Below are 24,401 nucleotides of genomic sequence, written 5' to 3' on the forward strand. Positions count from 1 at the left end.
AATAGAGATTAATTAAGGCTTGTCATTTTAACGGGATAACCATAGCGAATATAGTCCTTTAACAACTGCTACGTCTTATAATGTCGTAAAAAAAAGAGCAACCTAGAAAGTTGCTCTTTTCCAACCAATCGATTAATTGACGGGTCTGACTGATCGCTGCAACCCTTGCTGAATATCCTGCACAAACCCTTTAGGCGAAGCTTGTTGCTCCACCGTACGGTTTTGTTCTTGTTCAGGGTAGTATTCCTCCAGCACCTCTAACCCTTCCTCTATATCCGTTTCAAACCGTGCATTGGTAAAACCCTTCCTTGCAGTAAAGTCTAGAGCCTCCTGATAAAACCCTGCCTGCTTACTCTGCTCATCAATCTGCTTCGCCTGAATAATCGCTTCATTTAAACTGATCCCATCTCTTAAAGTTAAATCCACGTAATACACGGGCTGACGATAACTCTGTGTCGTACTCTTGCCCCGCAATATCAATTGCAAGGGTAGACATGACAACAAGCCTCCTGAAGCTGCATGGTAATAACTTAAGCGTGCTGCCAAAGTGCGAATACTGTTAAAGCCTGTGGTTCTAAAGATAAAGGTGCCAAATTCATCCGATTCATCTAAGTTCACATGCAAACGCCCGTAGGGCTTGCAGTTCCCTCCTTGAGCCAATGGACATAAATCAGGGGATGGACAGGGAAGTTGCTCCACGCCTTGATTGGTTAAACGCTGGCAGGTTTCTCCATTACCGACACAGATAGGTCTTCCAGTCTGTCGGTCAAACAGGCTGTATTCTGCACGCAGGTTTAAATCAGGATCATTAAAGATCATTCTGACAGGGATTGAACGTAGCTTTTGATTAGGCGTATTGGCTCGAAGCTGATCATCCAGTGGATGTTTAACCCAGCCTTCTTTGCTTTGAATCTGGGAAGTAATGGTGAATTGATCATCTTTTTCAGGCAATCGCTTACCATTCTTTTCGATCATACGACCGATACTGATCCGTCCCAAGATTGGAGGAGTAATTGCTAAACCTTTAATCATGTTGATATTCCTTAATGTATTACCTTACAAATTTGGGTCTATGTATGTAGGTCGGAATAAGGACCAAATAAGTTACCCAAAGAATGTAGAGCCAGATAAAGTGCTACAGAAATCGCGACCGATTTGCTCTCTACCGAAGGGTAGAGAGCGGGGAGCGATTTTTGTGAATTTTTGATTTGGTGCTGTAGATAGGGCTTAGTCGGTATAGATGTTAAATCGACGACTGCCTTGCTTTTCAAGTGGATAAAGCTCAATGAGTTCAGGCTGGTGCTGAAGCAATGCTTTGGTATTGAGGCTGATAGAATCCTTGGCTTTCTTCCAGACTACTGAGCCATTTACAAAGACTGCCCTTTCCTTGTCTTGCATCATCATCTGGATTTCATGTTTAAGCTGGTCAAAGCGTTCCTGCTGATTCTGAATCTCTTCCTTCATTTTGATAAGCTGGTCGAACATCAAATTGGCATTTTCATTTTGCGAAAGATCCTCTACCGTTAAAGGTACATGCGCTGGATAGAGTTGTTGAATCGCTTTAGCTGCGGATTCACTTGCATCCACGGATGGTGGCGTGTCCTTTTCCACACATTCCCAGAAATATCGTTCTGCTTGAACAATATGTTCAATCACGGATTCTGATCGTGTCACTTTGAAGATCTTGGTTTCATGCCCACAGATCAAGACACAAACATGCGCTGCCTGTTTACCAGTCACCGCCAGTTGATGTTGTACCTGACATAACACGTATAACGGCACACCATCTCGCCACAGTTTAGCGCCATATTCTCCTGCGGTTTTGCATTCTAGGATTTGCACGTCTTCATTGCCCACCACGGCATAATCCAAGTTTGCCAACATAAAGGCTTTGTCAGGATCAGGGTGCTGCAGCACCGCATTGACCCGACGAACTTTGTTGTTGGTATGCAGACTGTAGTATTCAGCCACTAGCGGTTCTAACTGCTTGCCCCAATATAAAGGTGCATGTCCTGAGCTTTCATCATCAATATTCTGCTGTACCCGTCCTGTTTTGATCATCCACAGCTCCAGCATCGACATATAAGGATTCAAGCCACAGGCGGCTGCGGCATCACTGCTGCCTATTCCCTGCTTACGCACTTCCAGCCATGCCTGATAGTCCAGTTGTTTGGTGTTGATCAGACGTTTGGCATTTAAACTACGTTTTGAACCTGATTGACTTTGTTTAAGCTTGTCATTGGCTACAGTTGGTAAATACTGAGATTGAGACGTTACTGTTGGGTTTATAATCTGATTCATGGGTTTATCCTTCTATCATTGATTTTAAAACGGCATAAAAAAAACCACATCCGAAGATGTGGCAAAGAGGGATACGAGATAAAATTTAGGCTGCAAGATATAAAGCTTGCTCCAATCCACGTTGTTTCAATGCTGCCCCTGCACCAAACCATGCCGAATCGAGGCGGTGATCAGTACTCATCGCACGACGTTCATGGTCGACAAACTCGGTGATCGCACAAAGTAGTCCATAGGCGGTGTCTTTGGCTGAAGATAAGTCTGCTCCACGTCCCTGCCCATTAAACATATTCATGACTTTGGTCATGGCACGTCCATTCGGTTCAGTTTTATTGGGTTGTGGATTGGCTTGAGACGCAACATTACGGTAGTACTGAATAATGTTATCCTCCTGTTCCATCGCACTTAGGCTATTGTTGTTAAATACCGCATCAAAATAAGCCGCTGCTTCTTTCTGGGTGACTTTACGTTGGGTGAGTTGTTTCATTTCATACATGTGGTTGTACCATGTTTTCACTGAAATACCGAGTTGATCTTTGACTTTGTCGGCATCGAATTTGGTACTGTGCGGTACCTTGACTACACCTGCACTGGAACTCTGTCCACGTAAGGCAATCGCTAAAGTGTTGTTGCACACCACACGGATATTGGTGAATTGTGCTGTGGTCGCCAACGTACCGTCACATGCGGTTGCTAGCAGAATATAGCCATTGCTGACATCTCCACCTTTCAATTCTGCAGTTTGTCCTGTACGTGCCAAAGCCCAGAACTTTTTCCCACCTTTTAGGACACCTGCGGTTTCCAGTTCAAAGCCTGATTGCTCAGTCAGATCACGGTAGAACTCCAGAATTTCCATCGGTTGGACTTCTTGATAACGCTGACTCACCACCGATAAAGGAGCATGGGTATCTGAACGGTACAGTACCCGTTGTTCTTCATACGGCATGATGATGCTTTGTCCACGTGAGTTTTGAGCCATGTAGCTGACATTGGATGATTCAATGCGCCAATCCATGCCCGCTTGCTTGGCCCAGACTTCAATCGGTTGGTTTTGGCTAAGTTGATTGCCCAGACCATGCCACGGGGTTTGTCCGACATACGCCATTTGTTCAAGTTGATGTGCCATTTTGATTATTCCTTAAATAAAAGTGAAAGATGTAAAGATGCAGAAATGTGCTGTAAGGGTTTAAACAATCCATCTATTCAAAGATGTAACCGTGTAAAGTTAGAGATGCGATTACGGCACCCATGCAAACGCTTGTTGGCAATCCAGACAGAGATACTGCTCGGCATTGCTGTAGTATTTTTCAAAGGCATACTGACTCACCACCACCAGTACGCCACCCACCACTACCCCAACAGCTGCACCGAAGAGCGGTGAAAAGCCTGACTTGCGAGCGACCTGCATGCCAAACATCGCCATCTGTGTTGGTGAGATACAACGTTGTAGTTGCTCAAAATAATTGGCATGCGCATTGCCTGAATCGGTTTGTCTGACCTGGGTAGACTGACAGTAGGGACATCGAATAAAAGACATGGGTATTCCTTGCGAAATGAATTCAGTGCGAAGAGCGAATTGAGGACATAAAAAAACCGTGCCCATTGAGGACACGGTTTGATTTAAATTTTGCTTTGTCGAGGAGAGTCGCTATTGAAAGCTATAGCTTGCAGTGCCTTTATCTGTTTCGACATCAACCTGCACCACATTGCTGTAGCTACAGTCTGTTAATTTCAGTCTTAAACGTTGCCCCATCTTAAAGTGCTGCGGATATTCCAACGATCGACGATAGCCTTCATAACGACATTGTCCATGATTGACAGAAACATGGCTGACATCGATAGGCTCTGCAATATTGGAACGGATGGTCAATACCGTAGCGGATTGATTTTGGGCATACCAGTTACTGGTATCAATTACATCGAGTTCGACCGTAAATGTATTTGGATCAAGGCCAGAACTGCATCCACTCAACAACATTCCTGCCGTTACAGTCACTGCGAGTAGGATCGGTTTAAAAAATCGCTTCATACATTTCATCCTTAGCAGTAGTTATAGCTCACGCCATAATCGCCCGTATTTAAGTCAATACTGACCAGATGGATTTCACAGTCTGTGCCGTTATCAAATTTATAGACGTAGTAGCGATTACCCGCTTGCTCCGACTCCAGTGCGCCATGTTCTTGCAAGCTAAAGTCTTGCACTGATTTGCCTGTATCTTTTGCGGCTTTGGCAAAGATATAGCGCTGATACTTGTCTATATTTTCCTGCTCAAATTCAGGCAGTTCATCATAAGGCAGCATCGACAGTAAGGTATCCACCGCCTTAAGGTTTTGATCAAACTCAAAACTCAGCAATTCAGGTTCATGATCTGATGGACTCAGACGCTTGCTTCCCGTGGTCAATTCTTTGACATCGATGCCATCCACTTCTGCCGCTGCAATCACAGTGGATACTGCTTCTGAACTGGCGGATTCTAAAGGTTGTGCAGAGCTGACCTCAGAAGTACTGGCTGGAACCGTTTTTTCAGTTGTGTGTTTAGGGCTAAAGAAGTAGAAGCCTGCGATGCTGATCAAGGTCAGGGCTAAGATTGCCGCCAAGCCCAATATGGTTTTTTGAGTCATTTGAATGTTCCCCTCATTTAGTTGGGCACAGTGACTTGACCATTCTGCGCATTAAAGTGAACAAAGCGTGGACAACCACCTTGAAAGTTCACCGTGAAATTACGCCAACCACGGTTGCCAGGATTGGTTTTATAAAGACATTGATAAACCCCACCGCCTGTATGACGTGCTTGAACAAGGTAGGATTCACTGGCTTGTGCAAACCAGCCTGCCTGCGCCAATGATGCGCCTGCAAGTAGTGATGAAATAAGGGCAGTTTTTAGGAAGGTTTTAAACATCATCATTTTCTCTTTTTTTTAGGCATCACTGGTCTTGGTCTTAATCAAACACAGTGTTCCCCATGTCATAAATGTTGGAATGAATATCTATGTTTTTTTGAAGTGTTATAGACGATAAAGCACACAAATCTATGCCCCTCAAAAACAGCATGAGAGATTCATCTTCATATCGGTAATATGTACTTGAAAAAGTTTTATTCTTAGAAAGTGATCGACACAGCAATGCATGAAATACACAGCATCAGGTCACATTACCCCTGTGGTGTAGATCGGGCACACATAAAAAAGAGAAATGTAAAAGACGGTATTGATGTAAGCGCATGGCGTACTCCTTTGTTTTAAAAGAATCCTGCCAAATCACTGTCAATTGAAGGTGGCAGAACGAAAGAGGGTTGACAGACTGGTAACAAAGAAACCAGCACGCGCAAGCGCGTCCCCCCTCCGCCCTACCGCAAAGAAGGGGGACGAACGAGTTAGCCACCAAAAAATTACTTTTTTGATGTGCTTGTGTGTAAACGGTCTGTCAAAACCGACTGACGATGTAGGTCAGCAGACTAAGGATAATCTGCGCAATGTAGAGCGTCAAGCAAGTGCAGGACACTGATATAAATTTTCAGCGCCGTATAGGTGCTCCATCAAACCATTTAAATCCTTTAGGGTAAATGCAGATTCTATTCGGAAGCCCAAACTGCCCCGTTTGATTCTCCGGCATGCTATTTAATGCACCCAAAGGACAGCCCGCTTCTTCTTGCATGATCCAGTCAATCCGCAACGCTTTTTGTGCATCAGCATCGGAAAGCTGATGATGCATTTCTGGATAAACGCATGTGCCCAGATATCCAGTCGTTCTCATCCAGTGCTCTCTGATCTCATTGCAATATCCCAAAGGATCAGAATAGAGTGATCGGTTAAAGCTCAGATAAAAGTGAATCACATAGCGCTGCTGAACATCATCCCGTACAATCTGATAAAAGCGGTAAACGACTTGTGTTCTATACCAATACTCAGCCGCTAGACTTTTTTGAAAATTTAATAAATACCGCTCTAGCTGCCGTATGCCGATCATTTCATTTCCTGCCTCATTTAAGCTCAGTTCTAGTTTCAAATCCGCAGCATCTGGATAGATTTGACTGGTATTGCAATAAGATTCTCTCAGCTTTTCAATTTGCTTTTCATAACGCTCATTCTGCTTGTGCATTTCTTCAGTTAAGCTGGTGCTTTCAAACAGCACTCTCAGCCGCTTTACGATCTTATCGATATAAAAACCAGCGCTTCTTTGCGCCGTGACCTCAAAGAACCGAATCTGCTCTTCCTGTAATACACTGCAGTAAGCCTGAAAGAACTTGTCTGCCCAAAAGGAAAAAGATAAATGCTCATGAATGCCAACGGCCATCATTCTGCGCCATGCTGAAAAATAACCAGACAATTTACGCTTAAACTCATCATCAATATTTTTTTGATGATCTTTGTAATCAGTACCTTCTGGAATCGGGGCAAAGCGAATCGTTTGGTAATGCTCTAAAACGTCTTGTTCTAAACGTACTGCTGCAGACTCTAACTCTGAATGGCTCATGTGTTGTCCTATGAATGAATTGATTTCATAGAACTGGCATGTTCATATTTTTTTAAACCAAATCTCCTCTTCCAGCTTTGCTAAAGCAGTCTGCGCATTCCACTCTTTGATTCTTCTATTTTCTTCTGTGTCAGGTATTGGGCGACTATGATGCTGATAATCCCCCTTATAAAACGTTTTACGCCCTCGTGGTTTAACCAATAACGTCTGCTCGTATTTATCTGGGTCACTGAGATACGCAACTGCACCCAAAGCATTATTGCCTTGTTCGGGTATTGTTCGACGAATATCTCCAATGCCTAAACGACCTTGTTTCTCGTAGTTTTCTTTATTTTCTGTCGTGTTGATGTTCCATCCCGTCCCTTTGCCTAAAGTAATCTCATTCCACTTCTCAATTACCCCTTCAGCAATCTTATAATCGCTCTGGTGCTCAGACCGATTAATCACCAATGCTAAGTGAGCATGAAAGCCTTTGGTTATACCCTGCTCCAGTGCGATCGCATAGGTCAAAAGTGCATCAAAATATCCATTCTTATCAGTGATCAAATCACGTAGTTTTCCGATATGCTGATAGAAGTCATTTACTGTAATTTCACTCATGCTGTCCTTGCTATAGCTCAAATCCACTCTGATCACTAGAACCGAATAATACCCCTTAATTGCGCCTTCGAACTCCTCAAGTAATGCCACTCGATTGAATTCTTTCCGTCTCGCAAAGCTTTTGATCTCATCACGTATCAGCCCTCGATGCGCATGCAGGATTCGTCTTAATGCCTTAATTTCCCCTATTGAAAGCCCTGTCAGATATTCAGCAAAGCTAAGCATGCCACGTTGGCTATTGACGTATTCAGTAACTGCAATAAACGCCCTAAGCGATGCTGCATACTCAAGCCCTTCTTGTTTAAACGCTTCAAATGCGCAATACAAGCGTTCTAGGTTGAAAATGAATGCTTCGTCTGAAATATCAAAATTAAGACATACATCCACAAAGGTATGAATGGTACACATCACCCCTGCCTGATCATCTAAATCCAATGGGAACACGTTGAACTTCCTTAACTATGATTCACGTCATAGTTAAGCAATCGACTTATTTTTTTAAATAGTGTTCTTATCTAGAGTAAGAACAAGTCATCCACTATCCGCATATATCGAATAGTGCTCTCATCCTACATGGACTATTGGTCCCTATCATCATCCATATTGGGTATATATTCAGATCTGAATGACATGTCTAACTGTTCTTGTTATCTGTATGAGTAACAGTGATTGTATTGATATATCTAGTATTTATAGTTCTATACGCTATAGTCATTAATCTATTATTAGTATTAATCTCTATATTAATAGTATATAAAACCGTCTTAGCGTAAAAGCAATAACCATAGCCCAGCCGATCAGCAGAATTTCCAGACCTTCGGCTAAGCTCGGCTTTTTATATATTTTAGCGTTACGATAGTTAAGTCAGAAAAATGGTTTTCAGCTTTATTTTCTCTGAATCCCCTTAATATTTTTTTTGTTCGCAATTGGGGTCAAAACAAAATACTGAAAATAATGACTGGCTTCATAGAACCATGAATGCAATATTTTTTTCAGTTTTTTTCGATCTTCTTCCAAAGTTTGGAAGTCTACGTCATCTAATCTGGATGTTGAAATGTCAATAGATACATGATCCGCATCAATGGTGTTATTATCATTGTATTTACCGAACAACATTCTTAATTTAGCGAGAAACAGTGTTTTGAAGCCCCCTCCCAACTCGCCAGTCCGCTCATCATAATCGGTATAATTACTATCGATCGAAAACAACAGGGTTACTTTATAAGTGGGCTGAGCTGATTGACACTGAATGATGGTCCAATGACCAAGATATGCATAGATTTCTGGCTGACCCACTTTTTGCAATCGATCTATTGCCTTACGAATTGTAGAATCAATCATCGTAAAATTTTCAGTAAAATTGCCACAGCCAATCACCAGAGTTAGCAATACATGTGTCCCCTGATAAGCCTGCATCTCATCCCAGTATTTCAAATACATTCTATACGCTTTTTTGCTTTGTGCACTTTGTGAATTTAACCATTTTGCTACAGACTGTCCTTGGTGTTGCGCATTTTCCCTTACTGTGCTTAGCTCTTTCTTTTTAAGTGTATGGTTGATATAGCTGAATCTGCTTAAGACTGATACACCGATCTGATCTAAGGCTTTCCCATAATCACACAATTCAACTAATGTTCCTGCTAATAAAGAACGGATATTTTCAACAAGTGTGTGCTTAATTTCATTTGGACGCATCACCTGCATATGGAACTTAGCCTGCCTTTCTTCTATCTGCTGCAATGCCAAAAAACCAACCAGAACTCTTGTACTAAAAATACAGCCATACTCCTCAAGCAATCTTTTCAGCGATGTATAAATATCTATAAAGCTCACTCCAGCAAAGAAATACTCATAAATTCGATTGAGATCCGTTGCCCAAATAGGACGATTAACCATTAAAGGTTGATACAATGATTGCTTCCACTCTCCAGCCAAGTAGACAAACATTTCAATTTTAATCAGCCATTGAAAATCTGTATAAAGATTGAAGGGATAAGCGATTTCGAATTTTCGTATTAAAAAATTATAGCAATGTTGAATTTCTGCAAGTTGCCCAGCAACAGATCTGGAAAATTTACTTTTTTTGAGTAAATCTGCGTATATTTTTTGATGAGCAGAATAAGGTTTATGAACAGTATTTCGTTTTTGCTTTACTGCTGTTTTAGCAAGTACTGGCTGATCTTTGGCTGTTTCGAATTCTGAATAGCATCCTGCTTCTAATGCGTGTCCTGCGATACTTACAGTAAAAAGCTCGGTTTGGTTAGCAAAATAATTTAACGTGGTCCGAACAAAATTTTTGTATTTTGCTGAGTCTTTTTTTAGAATTCCATCCGTCTCAAAATCATCCCACTGATAATTTTGCACCCTCACGCAATAAGGCTTGGTTTGCAATTCTAAACCAGGAGCCAAAGTACAACGTTCGAATTCCGTCAAATCATAAAACGTACTTTCCCAGACCTGCCGAATTTTTTCTTCGAGTGATGCGATCGTTTCTGAACGTGTATTTCTAAAACAAAAAACAGCAAAAATATTAAAACAGTAATTAATACCAAATTCAATTTTATCAAAATGTGTCAGCAATCCTTCAATATTGCGTATTTCCGCTCTAAAAAATTGCAGGTGCTTTTGACAGCGCTCTTTAGCATGATTTAGATTATTGGAGTCAGCCGATACATTGTATAAGGGATCGATATACAATAATTTTAGGCTGATAAATTTAATGGATTGGCTGTGCTTGAAGCAAGCATCAAGTTTTGCTTGAAACGGAATAATTCGACGATCCATCTCATTCATGAATTGATCAGGAATGGTGAGTTGCTGATCAAAAAAACTTAACGTCTTTAGATCGATATTTCCTTTTGGAAAATCAATTTTGATGAAGGGAATCGTATGCTGATCGACAGCCTTAGCAAATAAGGCAGGATATTCGATTTGAGCATCGATCAAGCGCATTTCAGTGTAAAATGGGAATACTGAAGCTTGTTTAAGCTTTACAGAGGTTAGACACGCTGAAAGATGATGATATTGCTTTTTTTTATCTTCTAGGACGCGATGGAAAGATGCCAGTATTTGATCTCTAAAAAAATCAGAATTGTCTTCTACATATGCTTTAGATAGGTTAAACTCATACAGCTTAGAAAGAAAATCTAACCCAATTTTTTGTGCTTTATTCGGTTGTTGCCGTACTCCTCCAGCAGGATCAAAATAATAATTAAACTGAACAAGTCTCATCCAAAAGAGAATTATTCCTGAAATGTCCTTCACCCTCTGCCGATAACTAATTTTCCCCGATACCACCCCAAATCCCCCAATTTCATTACATAGTCAAAATACTATATTACTCTGCTTATTTTTAATTTAAGACCCTATCTTCACATTATCAAAAATCAGAATAAAAAACACCTTTTTAGACAGGTTTCCAAGCTCAACCTGAATGATGAACGAGAATTTTCACCATAAGATTTCGATGTCGTCGCAGGTGATTGACTAGTACTTCATCGCAATATGCTGTATTAAATGGGAGTTGCTTTTGCTGTGGAAAATACCGCTCTGGATGCTGTAGAAACTGTTCCCATTTTTTATTTTCATTCTGTAATTCCCTGATCTGGTTTAGATAGGTTCTATCCTGAATTTTAAATGACACACCAAAATCATCATCTTCACAGGTTTCTTTATTCTCGTTATTTTTTCTGGCTTCTGTTAAATCTAAAATTTTCTGTTTATTTGTCTCTAATCTGCTTTGAACCCATTGCAAATCAAACTCTCTAAACTTGATTTGCAGCGCGGGTAAAATCAGTTGTACTGCCTGCGAAGCATTTTTAAATCTGCCATTTTTTTGAGCATAACCAGTTAATTCTGAATAGAATATTTCAAGCTTTTTATGCAACAGCGGCGCATATCGTTTTCTTATATTCAAAATTCCATTGATTCTACGCTTCAAACTCGGGTTATAGGTGTAGACTCTCCCGCCTTCATCAACAACCAACTCAATATATTTATTTAATATTTCAGAATATTTCTCATTAATCTGCTGCTGTCTATAATCACGAATCCCCTCTATTACCGTATTAATTTGACCAAGCAAATTCAGCAAGTCTTGTACCGAATACGTTTCACCAAAGAACTGCATTTGGCTATGCTCTACCATCAGTTCAACCAAAAATTCGCGTTCTGACGCTTCAAACTCAGTCTTTGGGTCAGGATCGCTTATTATTTTATGTTCTCTTAAAAAACGTCCAGCATGATCCAAAAAGCAATTCAGAATTTCATCCTGCAATTGCTCAAAATCAAGAAGTGTGCAATTTCTCATTTATGAATCTAAATAATAGTTTTCAATATGTTATACCACAACTCTAGTAAAATATTATTTCTAATTATTAGTATTACATAAAGACCTACATCAAAAAAATAAGATTAAGACATAGGGATGGTCAGCCTTACTTCAAAGGTGACCCATTCAAATTAAAAAAGTTTTATGTATGGAATACCCACTTCATGAGTTGCTTTCAAATTAATACTACCGAACTACTTTTTATAAAGTATCGTTCTATGACCGTTGAACTAATGACAGTAGTTTCTGACTATTATCCCCACCTCAGCAAAGCCGAAGCACTGAGAAAAGCGAATAATCAACAATTCCCTTTCTCAGTATTCAAAATAGATAAAAGTAAACGTGCTCCATTTTTGGTACACATTAAGGATCTTGCTGCTGTCTTGGATAAGCAATATTCAGAGGCATCCAAAGATTTTGCTACGTTTCATCGATGAGGCGTAGCACCTCCTCCAACTGTAATATATTTCTTCTCGCTTTCACTGATACATAACGCTGTAAACTCCCCCAAGAATCGTGCAAACTTACTTTCTGAATTTCAGGAATAGTAAAACTCTGTTCAGCTAATCGAGTACAGCCTTCATGTCTCAAGTCATGAAATCGTAAATCTTCAATCCCCAAAATTTTACAAGCTTCTCTAAACTCTTTACCCAAACTTTTGGGATTCAAAGGCAATAACAAATTTTCATTATGTCCAAGCTTTAGCATCCGTTCTCGAACTTCTGAATGTTTCAGTCTTTTGATCAGCACCTTACACGGATCAAGTACATCAAATGACTTATGATTACCTTTAGAACCATTAGGATTCTTTAAATCATGCACTTTCCACGTTGAATGATGTGGGTCATAATCTCGAAGATACAATCGTGTTAATTCAGCTTCACGTCTGCATGAGAAAATTGCAAACCACATAATCAAATGCATTGGGTATTTAGAGCCATAACGATTTAGCTTCCATCGTTCTGCAAAATACTTCGTCAATGCAATCAATTCATCTCTCGAAGGCAGTCGGTCTCTTTTTTGACTGGAGGATATTTGACGTGTTTTTCTTAACTGAGCAGTAGCCTTATCAAAGCTATTTAAATCAATATCCATTTCCCACATAACAGCAGCATGAGAAAGAACACCTCTGATATGTAAAAGCTCATGTTGCAGTGTACTAGTTGCAATAGGTTCAAGATCGAGGTACGGAATTCCACCCTTCCTTAAAGCCACATGCTCGGCCAAATGTACTGATTTTATTTTTGTGATAATATTGCGCGCAATTGGTAGTTTCTTAATTAAGAGCAGAGAATAGCGTTTCGTCCTTCCGTACTCGCTCCCGACTTCATCCAAATATTTATCTATGGCATCTGATAAGGTCAGATCAATCAACTTTTCTTTGCCAAGCAAAATATCAGGATTTTCTTGAATTTCGACTTCTCGTTTCTTAATCCAGTTTTCAGCTAATTTCTTTGAGTGAAATGTTTTACTTTCAGAAAAAGCAGGAAAGCCCTTTCGAGTGATTCGAATCGCAGCACGATAGTTAACTTTACCATCTGCACCTTTCCTTGCTGTAATTGATCCCATAATTTACACCACAACATGTTTTTTCCATTATGGTGTAAAATTTGGTGTAAATGCAAACCGATTAACCCACCTAAACACTGGTTAAAACAGATTCGCGCAGGTTGCGAAATATAGTTTAAAGGTATGATTTTTAATGACTATTAACAAAAACATTGAAAACACTCAATCTCCGCGAATCAGTGTTGCCCCGATGATGGATTGGACGACCAAAGATTATCGTTTCTTTGCCCGCTTATTTAACCCGAATGTCATCCTTTATACCGAAATGGTGACCACTGGCGCGATTCTGTTTGGCGGTGCAAATCGTCATCTCGACTATAACAATGAAGAACACCCGATTGTGCTACAACTCGGTGGCTCAAATCCTAAAGACTTAGCCACTTGCACCAAAATGGCACAAGACTGGGGTTATGATGAAGTCAATTTAAATGTCGGCTGTCCAAGCGACCGTGTACAAAATAATAAAATCGGGGCCTGTCTCATGGCAGAACCTGACCTTGTCGCTGAATGTATTGCTGAAATGCAAAATGCCGTGGAGATTCCAGTCACGGTAAAGCACCGTATCGGGATTGATGACATGCATTCTTATGAAGAAATGCTACATTTTGTCGATACAGTCGCGAAAACGGGCTGCGATAATTTTATCGTACACGCACGTATTGCCTTGCTTCAGGGGCTTTCTCCGAAAGAAAACCGTGACATTCCCCCACTACGTTATGAAGATGTCTATCGTTTAAAGCAAGAACGTCCAAATCTATTGATTGAAATTAATGGCGGGATCAAAACCTTTGCTGAAACACAAGAACATCTCAAACATGTTGATGGTGTGATGATTGGTCGTGAGGCCTATCATAATCCCTATCTTTTGGCTGAGATTGGTCAATTATGGAATTTGGATCTACCTGATCGTTTTGAAATTATCGACCAAATGCTGCCTTATATTGCAAAGCGTATGCAAGAAGGTGCGCCTTTGTCGATTATCACGCGCCATATTCTTGGGCTATTCCAAAACCTTCCGGGCGCTCGCAAGTGGCGTCAGGCTTTAAGTGGTGGTAATGCCAAGACTTTTGCCGATGTTGAAAATGCAATTCTTAACATTAAAGACGCAATGCAACGCACCGAAGATTATTTAAAAGAACACACTCTAGCCCAGTAATTTAGAACGTTGATCTAACATAAAAAAGCGAAGCATCTGCTTCGCTTTTTTATATTTCACCGTTATAGCCGAGTACAAGGTTTTACTAAAGAACGCTTTTGGATATCGGTCAAACATTTTATTGTTTCAGTTTTAAAATCATAATGATAAGAAATATACTTTGCTGCAATATACTCACTAACAAAGGGCTCTTTTCTAAAATAAGCCGTGGTTATACAACCATGTAAATCAGGTGTGGCATTTACTTTGAGCTGTTCAACAAATTGACTTTGCTGACGTATTTGATCCTGTAATTTTAAAATACAATTCATATTTTGAAATTCTACGGATTGAGCAATCTGTTGTATATTTTTAAAATGACAAGCCTTCGTGACATCATCATGATGCTGATGCATTGACCAAACCAATAATGACTGTATATCACTCATCATTTCTTTGGCTTCATTGACCTGATTTAAAACATAAAAATGACGAACGGTTGAGTAAATAGCATATACAACACCACAACTCAAAATGATCCCTAAAGCCACTATTTTAACATCAAGTTTGGAATGCCCTGAAAGATGAGTCATGGAGCTGCTTTATCCCTTTATATTTTAAAAGTGCTTCAGGCGAACTCTTCTTTTATATAAGAGCTTAACCGGTAAATTTACTCAGAGCACGCCAGTATTTGTCTTTAAACAGACTGACCTCTATTTCAAAGTTGTCTTTATATTTTTCAATTACTTGATCAATGACTTTGGATGGCTTTCGAAACTCTTTACACGCAAAATATATGGTTCTTAAGTGATTACCCGTTTCACGACCAATATTTAAATAGCCATCCACATCCTTAAGCTCTTGTAATAATTCGTCTTCTATCAAATTCAGTAGCTCATAATCTGTAGATGCAGGCATGCCATTTGAATGCTGACCATCATAAGAGATTTCAATCAACATCATCCACGGATGCGAAGCTTTTTGATCCCATGTTAAAAGTGTACGATTTAAAGTCGCCAGCAACGGTAGACTCTCATTGGTTTCTCCCTCCAAACTGACAAATTCATCGGCATCCGTATTTGAACGGGTAATTTTGTCTAATCTTGAAATTTCACTACTTTTTAAAATTAAAATGTTTTTGAGCAAGTTAATCGGTAGCAATTCTTTTTCGGCATCTTGCTTAGACTGGACATAAACATTGTCCAATTTGGTGACCGCATCATACTCGCCCAAATAGTTATCGAGAAAAATATACACAGCCTGTAAAAACGCATCGTTTTCAGCTGCATTATATTCATCATGTACCACGACCAGATCAATCTCATCGGGATACTCGGCTTGCTGGTTAAAATAAAAAGACAAAGTCTGCTGACTAAACTCATAGCCATGCATATTAATCCCGACTTGATGAATATCGCTTTCAGGTTTAAGCGCAGTGAACTTCCACCCTGCAATCTCTGGTGCAGCTGCAATCAGCTCTTCCACAAAAACAATATTTGGAATGATGCCATCAGGGGTAAGAATTAATTCAGCTGTTTGTGGGGTTAACATGCCCGTCAGAAAAAAGATGCCGCTATGGACTTTTTCCAGTTCAGGCGTCAATCGATCAAAGAAATCTCGCTCGATTTCAGTTTTACTGCCTTGATTCACAATGTGGTGAAAATGCTGTTGATGCTGCTGAAACCATTGCCAAAATGCAGTATATGCATTTTCATTCGCAGGCGTTTTTTGTTTTTGAGAACCCCATAATTTTTTTAAAAAGCTCATTTTTCTTTTCTCTTTTTTCTATTGATTTCAATATTTTTTGTGGTCTATGGACTGTATCAATATATCGATGTATACAGTCCAATTAAACCTAAAACAGTCTTATTGTTTCGCTTTCATTCCATCTAATTTTTTCAGCACTTCCGCCACTGCCACCATCGCAAAGCTTGAAGTCACCACCACCGCAGAACCATAGCCACCACAGCGTAGGCCTGCACTTGGACACACATCTGCACTGGAAAATGGATTATCAATCGAATACACACAGCTAATCCCGAACTTTTCTTTTGGTTTTTTACAAATCCCCATGCCACGCAACTGGGTTCGAAGCTTTGCCAACATTGGATCTTGTTCAGTTTTAGACAAATCAGCCACTCGGATTTTCAATGGGTCGAGCTTACCCCCAGCTCCCCCTGAAACAATCAATGGAATCTTATTAAAACGACAGTGCAACATCAGTGCTAATTTAGCTTTGACGTCATCAATACAATCTAAAATTAAATCTGGTCGATGTTCTAAAATTTCTTTGACATTTTCTGGGGTCAAATAGTCATCGATCAAATTGATTTTGATCCGTGGATTGATGGATCGACAACGCTCGGCCATCACTTCAATTTTTTCATGTCCCAAGGTTGAGCTCATGGCTGGCAGTTGGCGGTTAATATTCGAAGCCGCAATTGAGTCCATATCAACCAGTGTTAATTCTCCAACGCCTGTACGCGCTAAAGCCTCGACTGCCCACGAACCTACACCACCAATTCCGATCACCATCACATGACTTTTTTCATAATATGAAAAGGCCTCGTCTCCATAAATTTTGGCTACACCAGCAAAACGGCGGTCATATTCATCATGTTGCAGATCAGTCATGCGTACATCTATATCGGTAAAATCGTGTTCATTTTACCTGAATACGACTTTGGATTGAATGTATCGCTACAAACAATAAAGCCCTGCTGATGACAGGGCTTTATTTCATTGAGATTAGGCTGCAATTAAATTACGCAGTACATAATGCAAAATGCCGCCAGCTTTAAAATATTCCACCTCATTCAAGGTATCAATACGGCACAACACTGTAAATTGGTTTTGGCTGCCATCTTCTCGAAGCACCTGAACATCCAAGGTTTGATGAGGCTGGATATCATCTGATAATCCATGAATCGAAAGCACTTCACGACCTGTCAAATTTAAGGATTGGCGTGTTTGTCCATCGACAAATTGCAATGGCAATACACCCATACCAACCAGATTCGAACGGTGAATTCGTTCAAAACTTTCGGCAATCACCGCTTTAACCCCCAATAAGTTCGTGCCTTTGGCAGCCCAGTCACGTGATGAACCTGTGCCATACTCTTTCCCAGCAATAATGATTAATGGCGTATGCTGCTGCTGATAAAACATAGAGGCATCATAAATCGGCAAGGTTTCTCCTGTTGGAATATAGATCGTGTTCCCACCTTCTTCACCGCCCAACATTTCATTCTTAATGCGGATATTGGCAAAAGTGCCTCGCATCATCACCTCATGGTTCCCACGTCGAGACCCGTAAGAGTTAAAGTCTTTGGGTTCAACCCCTTGTTCTTGCAAATAGCATCCTGCGGGGCTGTCTTTCTTGATATTACCCGCTGGGGAAATATGATCGGTGGTGACCGAGTCTCCAAGCACAGCCAAAATACGTGCCTGTTCAATGTTGGTAATCGGTTTCGGTGGCTGACCAATCTCTTCAAAAAATGGCGGATGGCGAATATAGGTTGAATTCTCTTGCCAAGCATAGGTCTGACTTTGAGGAATCTGAATCGCCTGCCATGCTGCATCACCATCAAATACTGCGGCATATTCTTTATGGAACATCGCGGTATTCACGCTCTGTAGCGCATGATCAATTTCAGCCTGACTCGGCCAAATATCTTTCAAGTAAACCGCTTGCCCATCTTTGCCGAGACCAATCGGTTGTGTAGTCAAATCTGTACGGATATTGCCCGTCAAACCATAAGCCACCACCAAAGGTGGCGAAGCCAACCAGTTGGTTTTCACCAGAGGATGTACACGCCCTTCAAAGTTACGGTTGCCTGAAAGCACTGAAGCAACATTGAGATCATGGCACTGTATGGCTTCTTCAATCGGTTCAGGCAGCGGTCCAGAGTTCCCAATACACGTAGTACAGCCATAACCGACCAAGTTATAACCCAACTCATCCAAATACGGTGTTAAACCAGCCGCAGCCAAATAATCGGTCACTACTTTAGAACCAGGCGCAAGCGAACTTTTCACCCACGGTTTACGCTGTAGACCTTTTTCAATGGCTTTTTTAGCGAGGAGTCCCGCGGCTAACATCACGCTGGGATTGGAAGTATTGGTACATGAGGTAATGGCTGAAATAACCACATCACCATGGTTCAATGGGTAAGATTTTCCATCAATAGTGCAAGATGGCTCCTCATGCGGTAGATTGGCTTTTTTAGCTTCAACAGCTGTGCCACCGCCTTCATTTTCTAAACGCTCTTTGGCTTCTTTGGCTGGCTTGAGATTTAGTTCCATCAAGTCATGAAAAGTTTTAGGTACATCTGCTAGCAAGACGCGATCTTGCGGACGTTTAGGGCCTGCCAAACTGGCCTGCACGGTGCTCATGTCCAAGCTCAAAGTATCGGTAAAAACGGGTTCATCACCTGCATTTCGCCATAAGCCCTGCGCTTTACTATACGCTTCAACCAAATCAATCCGTTGTTGCTCACGACCCGTCAACGCTAAATAGGCCAAGGTCACGTCATCAATCGGGAAAAAACCACAGGTCGCACCATATTCAGGGGCCATATTGGCAATAGTCGCGCGGTCAGCCAAAGGCAAGTCGGCCAAACCATCGCCATAGAATTCGACAAATTTACCAACCACGCCTTTTTGGCGTAGCATTTGTGTGATGGTTAAAACCAAATCCGTTGCGGTAATGCCTTCATTCAATTTCCCTGTGAGTTTGAAACCGATCACTTCAGGAATCAACATAGATACAGGCTGCCCGAGCATCGCCGCTTCAGCTTCGATCCCGCCGACACCCCAGCCCAGTACACCTAAGCCATTGATCATGGTGGTATGTGAATCTGTTCCCACCAAGGTATCAGGGAACGCAAAAGTTTGTCCCTCATCCTCCCCCAGCCATACCGCTTGAGCCAGATACTCTAAATTGACTTGGTGGCAAATTCCTGTACCGGGCGGGACAACGCTAAAGTTATTAAAAGCTGATTGTCCCCAGCGTAGGAATTGATAGCGCTCACCATTGCGTTGCATTTCAATTTCGACATTTTCAGCAAAGGCATCTTTATCCGCAAAATGATCGACCATCACGGAATGGTCGATCACCAAATCGACAGGGGACAAGGGATTAATCAAATTCGGATCACCACCCGCTTGTGCCATTGCGGCACGCATGGCAGCCAAGTCAACCACGGCGGGAACCCCTGTGAAATCCTGCATCAGTACGCGTGCTGGCCGAAATTGAATTTCTTGATCAGAGCTTCTGGTTTTTTGCCAATCGACTAGGGCTTGAATATGCTCTACTTTTACACTTTTTTGATCTTCAAAACGGAGTAAATTTTCGAGTAAGACCTTTAAAGACTTGGGTAATTGATCAATATTACCCAATGTTTGGGCGGCTTGAGGGAGGTTAAAAATTTGATAGGATTTTTCACCCACCGTGAGTGTTTGTAATGCATTGAAACTATTGATTTTGCTATATCTGGCCATTCGGTTGCCCTCCCAGTATTGGCGAATTTATTTATTATGATGTTCTTTCTTTAATGTAAGCCTGTTTAAAAAAGAATGTGTTCCCTTTTGGTTATCTTATTTTTATCGAGATTATTGTCTTATTCTTCTAAAATTTTAAATGCAACGCAGCCAATGAGTTCTGCCAGAGTTGAGTTGCTAGTGATCGCTCAGACTGATCCAGTGTCTGTGCGAGACTCTCCAAAACACAAGGTAAATTCACCGGCGTATTGCGGGTGCGATGCTCAGTCGATGTTTGACAACACAACGGCGTCATATCTGGACAGTCCGTTTCAATCACCAAATGTTCACTACCAAGTGCTTGCACCACTTGATGCAATTTTTTGGCATTTGGATTGGTGATTTGCCCTGTCACCCCAATTTTAAAACCGAGTTTGACCAAGGCCTTGGCTTCCTCCACCCCACCACTAAAGGCATGAGCGATACCACCGAATTTAAATTTTTGGGCTTTTAAAATGGCAATGCTTTCTGCATGTGCTTTGCGAATATGCAATAACACAGGTTTTTGATATTGCTTAGCAAGTTCCAGTTGTTCAGAAAAATAAGATTGCTGCTTGGCGAAAAGTGCAGGCTGTTTATGCTCTTTTAAAAAGGTGTCTAAACCAATTTCACCCACAGCTACGCAGTCCTGCTGCTGCAGGACCTGCTCTAAACGTTGTAAGTGTTCGGTCTGATGCTGTTCGATATAAAACGGATGTAAACCAGGGGCAAGATAAGAGCACGGAACATTCTTCCAGCTTTTTAATTGCTGATGGGTCTGAATCAGCGTATCAAATCGTGATTCAAGAAAACCAATAAGGACCAGTGCCTCTACCCCAACATGTTTTGCTTGCTCAGCCAAATGCTGCCGATCAGTATCAAAATCGGCAACATCAAAATGAGTATGGGTATCGAACAGAGGCAAGCTCATGCTTGATTAGCTCTTGGCTTCAGAAGCAGCCTGTACGCTCTGTTTGGCTTTGGGTAAATACTCAGGCTTTAAAATTTTCTGGAGTTGATCATAGCCAATAGTTAAACGCGGTAAACCCACCACATAAGGGCCAATTTCATACTCGCCATATTGCAAAATCAGACCTTCAGTACCCAAGTAATAATTGTTACTCAAGCTAAACTTCCACGCTTGCTCATATTCATCGACATTGGTCGCTAACTTAGAGTCCACAACCCAAGTACGAAAGGCTTCATGCGCTACTCTATTTAACGCCGCCTTCTGATTCGGCAACAATAGATCATCCAAACTCACCAGCTTTTGCTGCTTCAAGTCAAAATTATAATAATGCTGTGACGATGAACCATGTGCACCGCCTAAGTAGCTGCTGGTGTTCAACACCACCGTGGCCAAAGGATCTTTGGCATTTAGAATTTTCGGTTTAATCATCAAACTAATTTGATGGTTCGAACTTAAAGCTTTCAACTCTTGATCTAAACCCAGAAAAGCGGCCAAATAAGGTTGAACTTGTTTCTCTAGTTTCAGTTTAGGCGTGAGGACTTGGCCTACTACCGCAGGCTCAGAACTTGCCGCCACCGCACTTGATGCCGTGCTATCAGAACTGCTATGCATCGGCGAAATATCAATAATCTGCGAGAGATCTTTGACAATTTGTTGATCAATAAAATCATCAATAAATGCTTGATTACTTTGCAAACGATCAATGTTTAATTCTGGGCAAGCATTGCCATCACATTCAGGTAATTCGAATTGTAATTTTTCGGTGTCACCGACCAGCTTTAAGGCTGTTTCTATCTCTGAAGCCGCTGTGGTTTGCGTTGCAGGAGTTTGAGGCTCTTTATCTTTTGGTTGGCAGGCTGTCAAACTGATTGCAGCTGCAAGTACGCTGATTGTAAATATTGTTTTGCTTTTTAACATAAATAACCTATTACCTTGTGAAGCCAGCTCTTGCTTTGGCCAATGCACTAAAACAACTGGGTATAGACATCGGCTTTTAATACCTGTTGAGTTTGTGCTTTCGTCAAATAAATATCAAGCTGGGTCCCATCTTTTACAATCTCATGAGTCCGATAATGTAAACCAATGCCCTCTTGGTCAAAAAACCAATCTGCTTGCCCCCAGTACAACTTCACTGGTGCAGATTTTCTCACTTCAGGTTCTTGTTTCTTCAACCAGTCTTGATACGCTTTTTGCACCAACACATTCATCGCCAGTTGCTGTTTCGGGTGAATTAAATCTAATAATGCCACCGCTTTTTGATTTTTACGATCTGCAACAAAGAAATAATAACGTTCCTTAACATTTACATTCTCTTGATTGGTATCAACCCCAATTTGCATGAGCACAAACTGATTGCGCTGATACGGTATACGCGTATACATCGCCAAGCTATAAGCCTTGTTACCCTTGAATTCGGCTTGCCATGTATCCGACTTTTTCACATAGGCATTAATAGCTTGCTGTAAGCTCATGTCTTGTTTTAAGCCAATTTGATCTTGAATCACTCGGGCCTGACTTTTGGCAATCCATTGGTTTAACCACGGATCTGCCGTTGTTAAACTTTGCAGTTCTAATTCAATACAATTCTTGGTTTCACAAAATGGCTGTGCAATATCAGCCGTTTGTTGCTGAATATTTAAATATGGTAAAACTTCAGCCTGCTCTGTTTTTAATACCGAGCTTTTGGCATCTGCATCTATTTCAGATTGTTTAGAGGAGTCACATGCTGTCAATAAGACAGTCAAACTCACCAATATTGTATAAATAGCCTGTTTCTGCAGCATGCATCTTCCATGAAATTCATGATTAAAATTAAAGTATCTTGCATAATAAAACAGCTTCACGAAGAAGCTGTTTTATTTTTTAACATCCCGATTAGTGTTCGCGGGTATTGCGGAACACGATGTCTGGATAGCGCTCTTGCATCAGTTGTAAGTTCACACGACTCGGTGCCAAGTAGGTCAAGTGACCACCACCATCTACCGATAATTGATCATGTGCTTTTTTCTTAAATTCATTGAATTTTTTGTCATCATCACATGACACCCAGCGCACAGTGTTAATGCTTACAGGCTCGTAGACGCAGTCGACTTTGTATTCTTCTTTCAAACGGTATGCCACCACTTCAAACTGAAGCACACCTACCGCACCGACAATCAAGTCATTGCTATTTTGCGGCATGAAGACCTGTGTTGCACCTTCTTCTGAAAGTTCTTTTAAGCCTTTTTGTAACTGCTTCGACTTCAATGGATCTTTCAAACGTACACGGCGGAACATTTCAGGGGCGAAGTGCGGAATACCCGTAAATTGTAATTTTTCACCTGATGTAAAAGTATCGCCAATTTGAATCGTACCGTGGTTATGTAAACCAATAATGTCGCCCGGCCATGCTTCTTCTAAGTGCTGACGATCACCAGCTAAGAAAGTCAAAGCATCACTAATACGCACATCTTTATCCAGACGCACATGCTTCATTTTCAAACCTTTTTCATATTTGCCTGAACAAATACGCATAAAGGCAATACGGTCACGGTGTTTCGGGTCCATATTGGCTTGAATTTTAAAGACAAAGCCAGTAAAACCCTCTTCAGTTGCTTCAACCAAACGATTTTCTGTTGGGTGCGCTTTAGGTTCAGGCGCATAGTTGCTAAATGCATCTAACACATGGTCTACACCAAAGTTACCTAATGCTGTACCAAACAATACAGGCGTTTGACGACCCGCAAGGAACTCTGTGTGGTCTAAAGGCTCATTGGCCATTTGCACCAACTCTAGAGACTCTTCAAATGCCGCCCAAGCCAACTCACCGACTTTTTCACGTAAGTCTGGATAGTCATAACCATCACGGACTTCGATTTCGGTAATGGTTGAACCAAAACCTGCTTTATACACATAAAACTTCTCTTCGATCAGGTTAAAGACCCCAGCGAAGTCACGACCTGTACCAAGCGGCCAAGTGATCGGCACACATTTGATTTTGAGAACGTTTTCAATTTCATCCAACAGCTCTAAAGGCTCACGGATTTCACGGTCCATTTTGTTCACAAATGAAATGATTGGTGTGTCACGCATACGACACACTTCCATAAGTTTCACAGTACGATCTTCGACACCTTTTGCACCATCGATTACCATCAAAGCTGAATCGACCGCTGTTAAGGTACGATACGTATCTTCCGAGAAGTCTTCGTGTCCCGGCGTATCCAGTAGGTTAATCATCTTGTCTTTAAAGGGAAACTGCATCACAGAGGTGGTGATCGAAATACCACGTTCTTTTTCCATTTCCATCCAGTCCGAAGTGGCAGCACGGTCAGATTTACGGCTTTTCACCATACCTGCAATCTGAATGGCTTGCCCCCACAACAGCAATTTTTCTGTCATGGTGGTCTTACCAGCATCGGGGTGGGAAATAATCGCAAAGGTGCGACGCTGCGCAACTTGCGCGGCTAATTCATTTTTAAACATAAATTAAATCTGCAATTGATCATAGCCCTTATGATCAATAC

At 41.2% G+C, this 24,401-nt stretch carries 22 protein-coding genes; 2 read left to right on the forward strand and 20 right to left on the reverse strand.

Annotation, left to right across the window (positions count from 1 at the left end; translation table 11 throughout):
• Positions 1–132 precede the first annotated feature (132 nt).
• The 11 genes from ACSC9N_RS14450 to ACSC9N_RS14500 all read right to left on the reverse strand — a co-directional run bounded on the left by ACSC9N_RS14450 (position 133) and on the right by ACSC9N_RS14500 (position 11,680).
• Positions 133–1,032 carry a recombination directionality factor gene (locus tag ACSC9N_RS14450; protein WP_057077013.1) on the reverse strand — a complete coding sequence of 300 codons (900 nt, stop codon included), beginning with the start codon at positions 1,030–1,032 and terminating at the stop codon, positions 133–135.
• A gap of 195 nt (positions 1,033–1,227) precedes the next feature.
• Entirely contained in the window at positions 1,228–2,301 is a 1,074-nt protein-coding gene (locus ACSC9N_RS14455; RefSeq protein ID WP_057077012.1) for a YqaJ viral recombinase family protein, read from the reverse strand.
• A gap of 85 nt (positions 2,302–2,386) precedes the next feature.
• Positions 2,387–3,424: a DUF932 domain-containing protein gene (locus ACSC9N_RS14460; RefSeq protein WP_017482063.1), complete on the reverse strand. Its 1,038-nt coding sequence runs from the start codon at positions 3,422–3,424 to the stop codon at positions 2,387–2,389.
• 111 nt (positions 3,425–3,535) lie between these two features.
• Positions 3,536–3,835: a hypothetical protein gene (locus tag ACSC9N_RS14465; RefSeq protein ID WP_002126054.1), complete on the reverse strand. Its 300-nt coding sequence runs from the start codon at positions 3,833–3,835 to the stop codon at positions 3,536–3,538.
• A 111-nt stretch (positions 3,836–3,946) separates the two neighbouring features.
• Positions 3,947–4,327 carry a hypothetical protein gene (locus tag ACSC9N_RS14470; protein ID WP_017482062.1) on the reverse strand — a complete coding sequence of 127 codons (381 nt, stop codon included), beginning with the start codon at positions 4,325–4,327 and terminating at the stop codon, positions 3,947–3,949.
• Positions 4,328–4,338: 11 nt separating this feature from the next.
• Entirely contained in the window at positions 4,339–4,920 is a 582-nt protein-coding gene (locus ACSC9N_RS14475; protein WP_017482061.1) for a hypothetical protein, read from the reverse strand.
• Between the two features lie 17 nt (positions 4,921–4,937).
• A complete protein-coding gene (locus tag ACSC9N_RS14480; protein WP_002126044.1) occupies positions 4,938–5,198 on the reverse strand; it encodes a hypothetical protein in 261 nt (86 codons plus the stop codon).
• Positions 5,199–5,811: 613 nt separating this feature from the next.
• Positions 5,812–6,771, reverse strand: coding sequence for a hypothetical protein (locus ACSC9N_RS14485; protein WP_017482059.1), 960 nt, complete (start codon positions 6,769–6,771; stop codon positions 5,812–5,814).
• Between the two features lie 42 nt (positions 6,772–6,813).
• On the reverse strand, positions 6,814–7,815 hold the full coding sequence (locus tag ACSC9N_RS14490) for an inovirus-type Gp2 protein (RefSeq protein WP_017482058.1): 1,002 nt from the start codon (positions 7,813–7,815) through the stop codon (positions 6,814–6,816).
• A gap of 441 nt (positions 7,816–8,256) precedes the next feature.
• Positions 8,257–10,602: a hypothetical protein gene (locus tag ACSC9N_RS14495; RefSeq protein WP_017482057.1), complete on the reverse strand. Its 2,346-nt coding sequence runs from the start codon at positions 10,600–10,602 to the stop codon at positions 8,257–8,259.
• Positions 10,603–10,795: 193 nt separating this feature from the next.
• Positions 10,796–11,680 (reverse strand): hypothetical protein, encoded by an 885-nt coding sequence (locus ACSC9N_RS14500; protein ID WP_017482056.1) that lies wholly within the window; start codon positions 11,678–11,680, stop codon positions 10,796–10,798.
• A 185-nt stretch (positions 11,681–11,865) separates the two neighbouring features.
• Here ACSC9N_RS14500 and ACSC9N_RS14505 point away from each other — a divergent pair, with 185 nt between their 5' ends.
• Entirely contained in the window at positions 11,866–12,138 is a 273-nt protein-coding gene (locus ACSC9N_RS14505) for a pyocin activator PrtN family protein (protein ID WP_004692381.1), read from the forward strand.
• On the opposite strand, the gene ACSC9N_RS14510 is transcribed toward ACSC9N_RS14505, so the two are convergent.
• Positions 12,122–13,270 (reverse strand): site-specific integrase, encoded by a 1,149-nt coding sequence (locus ACSC9N_RS14510; RefSeq protein WP_004692382.1) that lies wholly within the window; start codon positions 13,268–13,270, stop codon positions 12,122–12,124. The two genes, ACSC9N_RS14505 and ACSC9N_RS14510, sit on opposite strands and share 17 nt — an antisense overlap.
• 133 nt (positions 13,271–13,403) lie before the next feature.
• Between ACSC9N_RS14510 and dusA the strand changes: the two genes are divergently transcribed.
• Positions 13,404–14,426 carry a tRNA dihydrouridine(20/20a) synthase DusA gene (dusA, locus tag ACSC9N_RS14515; protein ID WP_058952347.1) on the forward strand — a complete coding sequence of 341 codons (1,023 nt, stop codon included), beginning with the start codon at positions 13,404–13,406 and terminating at the stop codon, positions 14,424–14,426.
• A gap of 62 nt (positions 14,427–14,488) precedes the next feature.
• On the opposite strand, the gene ACSC9N_RS14520 is transcribed toward dusA, so the two are convergent.
• The 8 genes from ACSC9N_RS14520 to ACSC9N_RS14555 form a co-directional block, all read right to left on the reverse strand.
• Positions 14,489–14,998, reverse strand: coding sequence for a hypothetical protein (locus tag ACSC9N_RS14520; protein ID WP_010325915.1), 510 nt, complete (start codon positions 14,996–14,998; stop codon positions 14,489–14,491).
• A 64-nt stretch (positions 14,999–15,062) separates the two neighbouring features.
• Positions 15,063–16,172: a DUF695 domain-containing protein gene (locus ACSC9N_RS14525; RefSeq protein ID WP_010325914.1), complete on the reverse strand. Its 1,110-nt coding sequence runs from the start codon at positions 16,170–16,172 to the stop codon at positions 15,063–15,065.
• Positions 16,173–16,271: 99 nt separating this feature from the next.
• Positions 16,272–17,039, reverse strand: coding sequence for a tRNA threonylcarbamoyladenosine dehydratase (locus tag ACSC9N_RS14530; RefSeq protein ID WP_010325913.1), 768 nt, complete (start codon positions 17,037–17,039; stop codon positions 16,272–16,274).
• A 114-nt stretch (positions 17,040–17,153) separates the two neighbouring features.
• Positions 17,154–19,907 carry an aconitate hydratase AcnA gene (gene acnA / locus ACSC9N_RS14535; RefSeq protein WP_010325912.1) on the reverse strand — a complete coding sequence of 918 codons (2,754 nt, stop codon included), beginning with the start codon at positions 19,905–19,907 and terminating at the stop codon, positions 17,154–17,156.
• Between the two features lie 127 nt (positions 19,908–20,034).
• A complete protein-coding gene (locus tag ACSC9N_RS14540) occupies positions 20,035–20,850 on the reverse strand; it encodes a TatD family hydrolase (RefSeq protein WP_029574942.1) in 816 nt (271 codons plus the stop codon).
• Between the two features lie 12 nt (positions 20,851–20,862).
• The gene (locus tag ACSC9N_RS14545; RefSeq protein WP_010325910.1) at positions 20,863–21,813 is read right to left on the reverse strand and encodes an RsiV family protein; all 951 of its coding nucleotides are present in this window, start codon (positions 21,811–21,813) and stop codon (positions 20,863–20,865) included.
• 47 nt (positions 21,814–21,860) lie between these two features.
• Positions 21,861–22,679, reverse strand: a complete 819-nt coding sequence (locus ACSC9N_RS14550) for a hypothetical protein (RefSeq protein ID WP_058952348.1) — start codon at positions 22,677–22,679, stop codon at positions 21,861–21,863.
• 91 nt (positions 22,680–22,770) lie between these two features.
• Positions 22,771–24,360, reverse strand: coding sequence for a peptide chain release factor 3 (locus ACSC9N_RS14555; protein ID WP_010325908.1), 1,590 nt, complete (start codon positions 24,358–24,360; stop codon positions 22,771–22,773).
• Between the last annotated feature and the right edge of the window lie 41 nt (positions 24,361–24,401).

The organism is Acinetobacter sp. PC34, assembly GCF_051789135.1.
Classification (GTDB): Bacteria; Pseudomonadota; Gammaproteobacteria; order Pseudomonadales; family Moraxellaceae; genus Acinetobacter; species Acinetobacter johnsonii.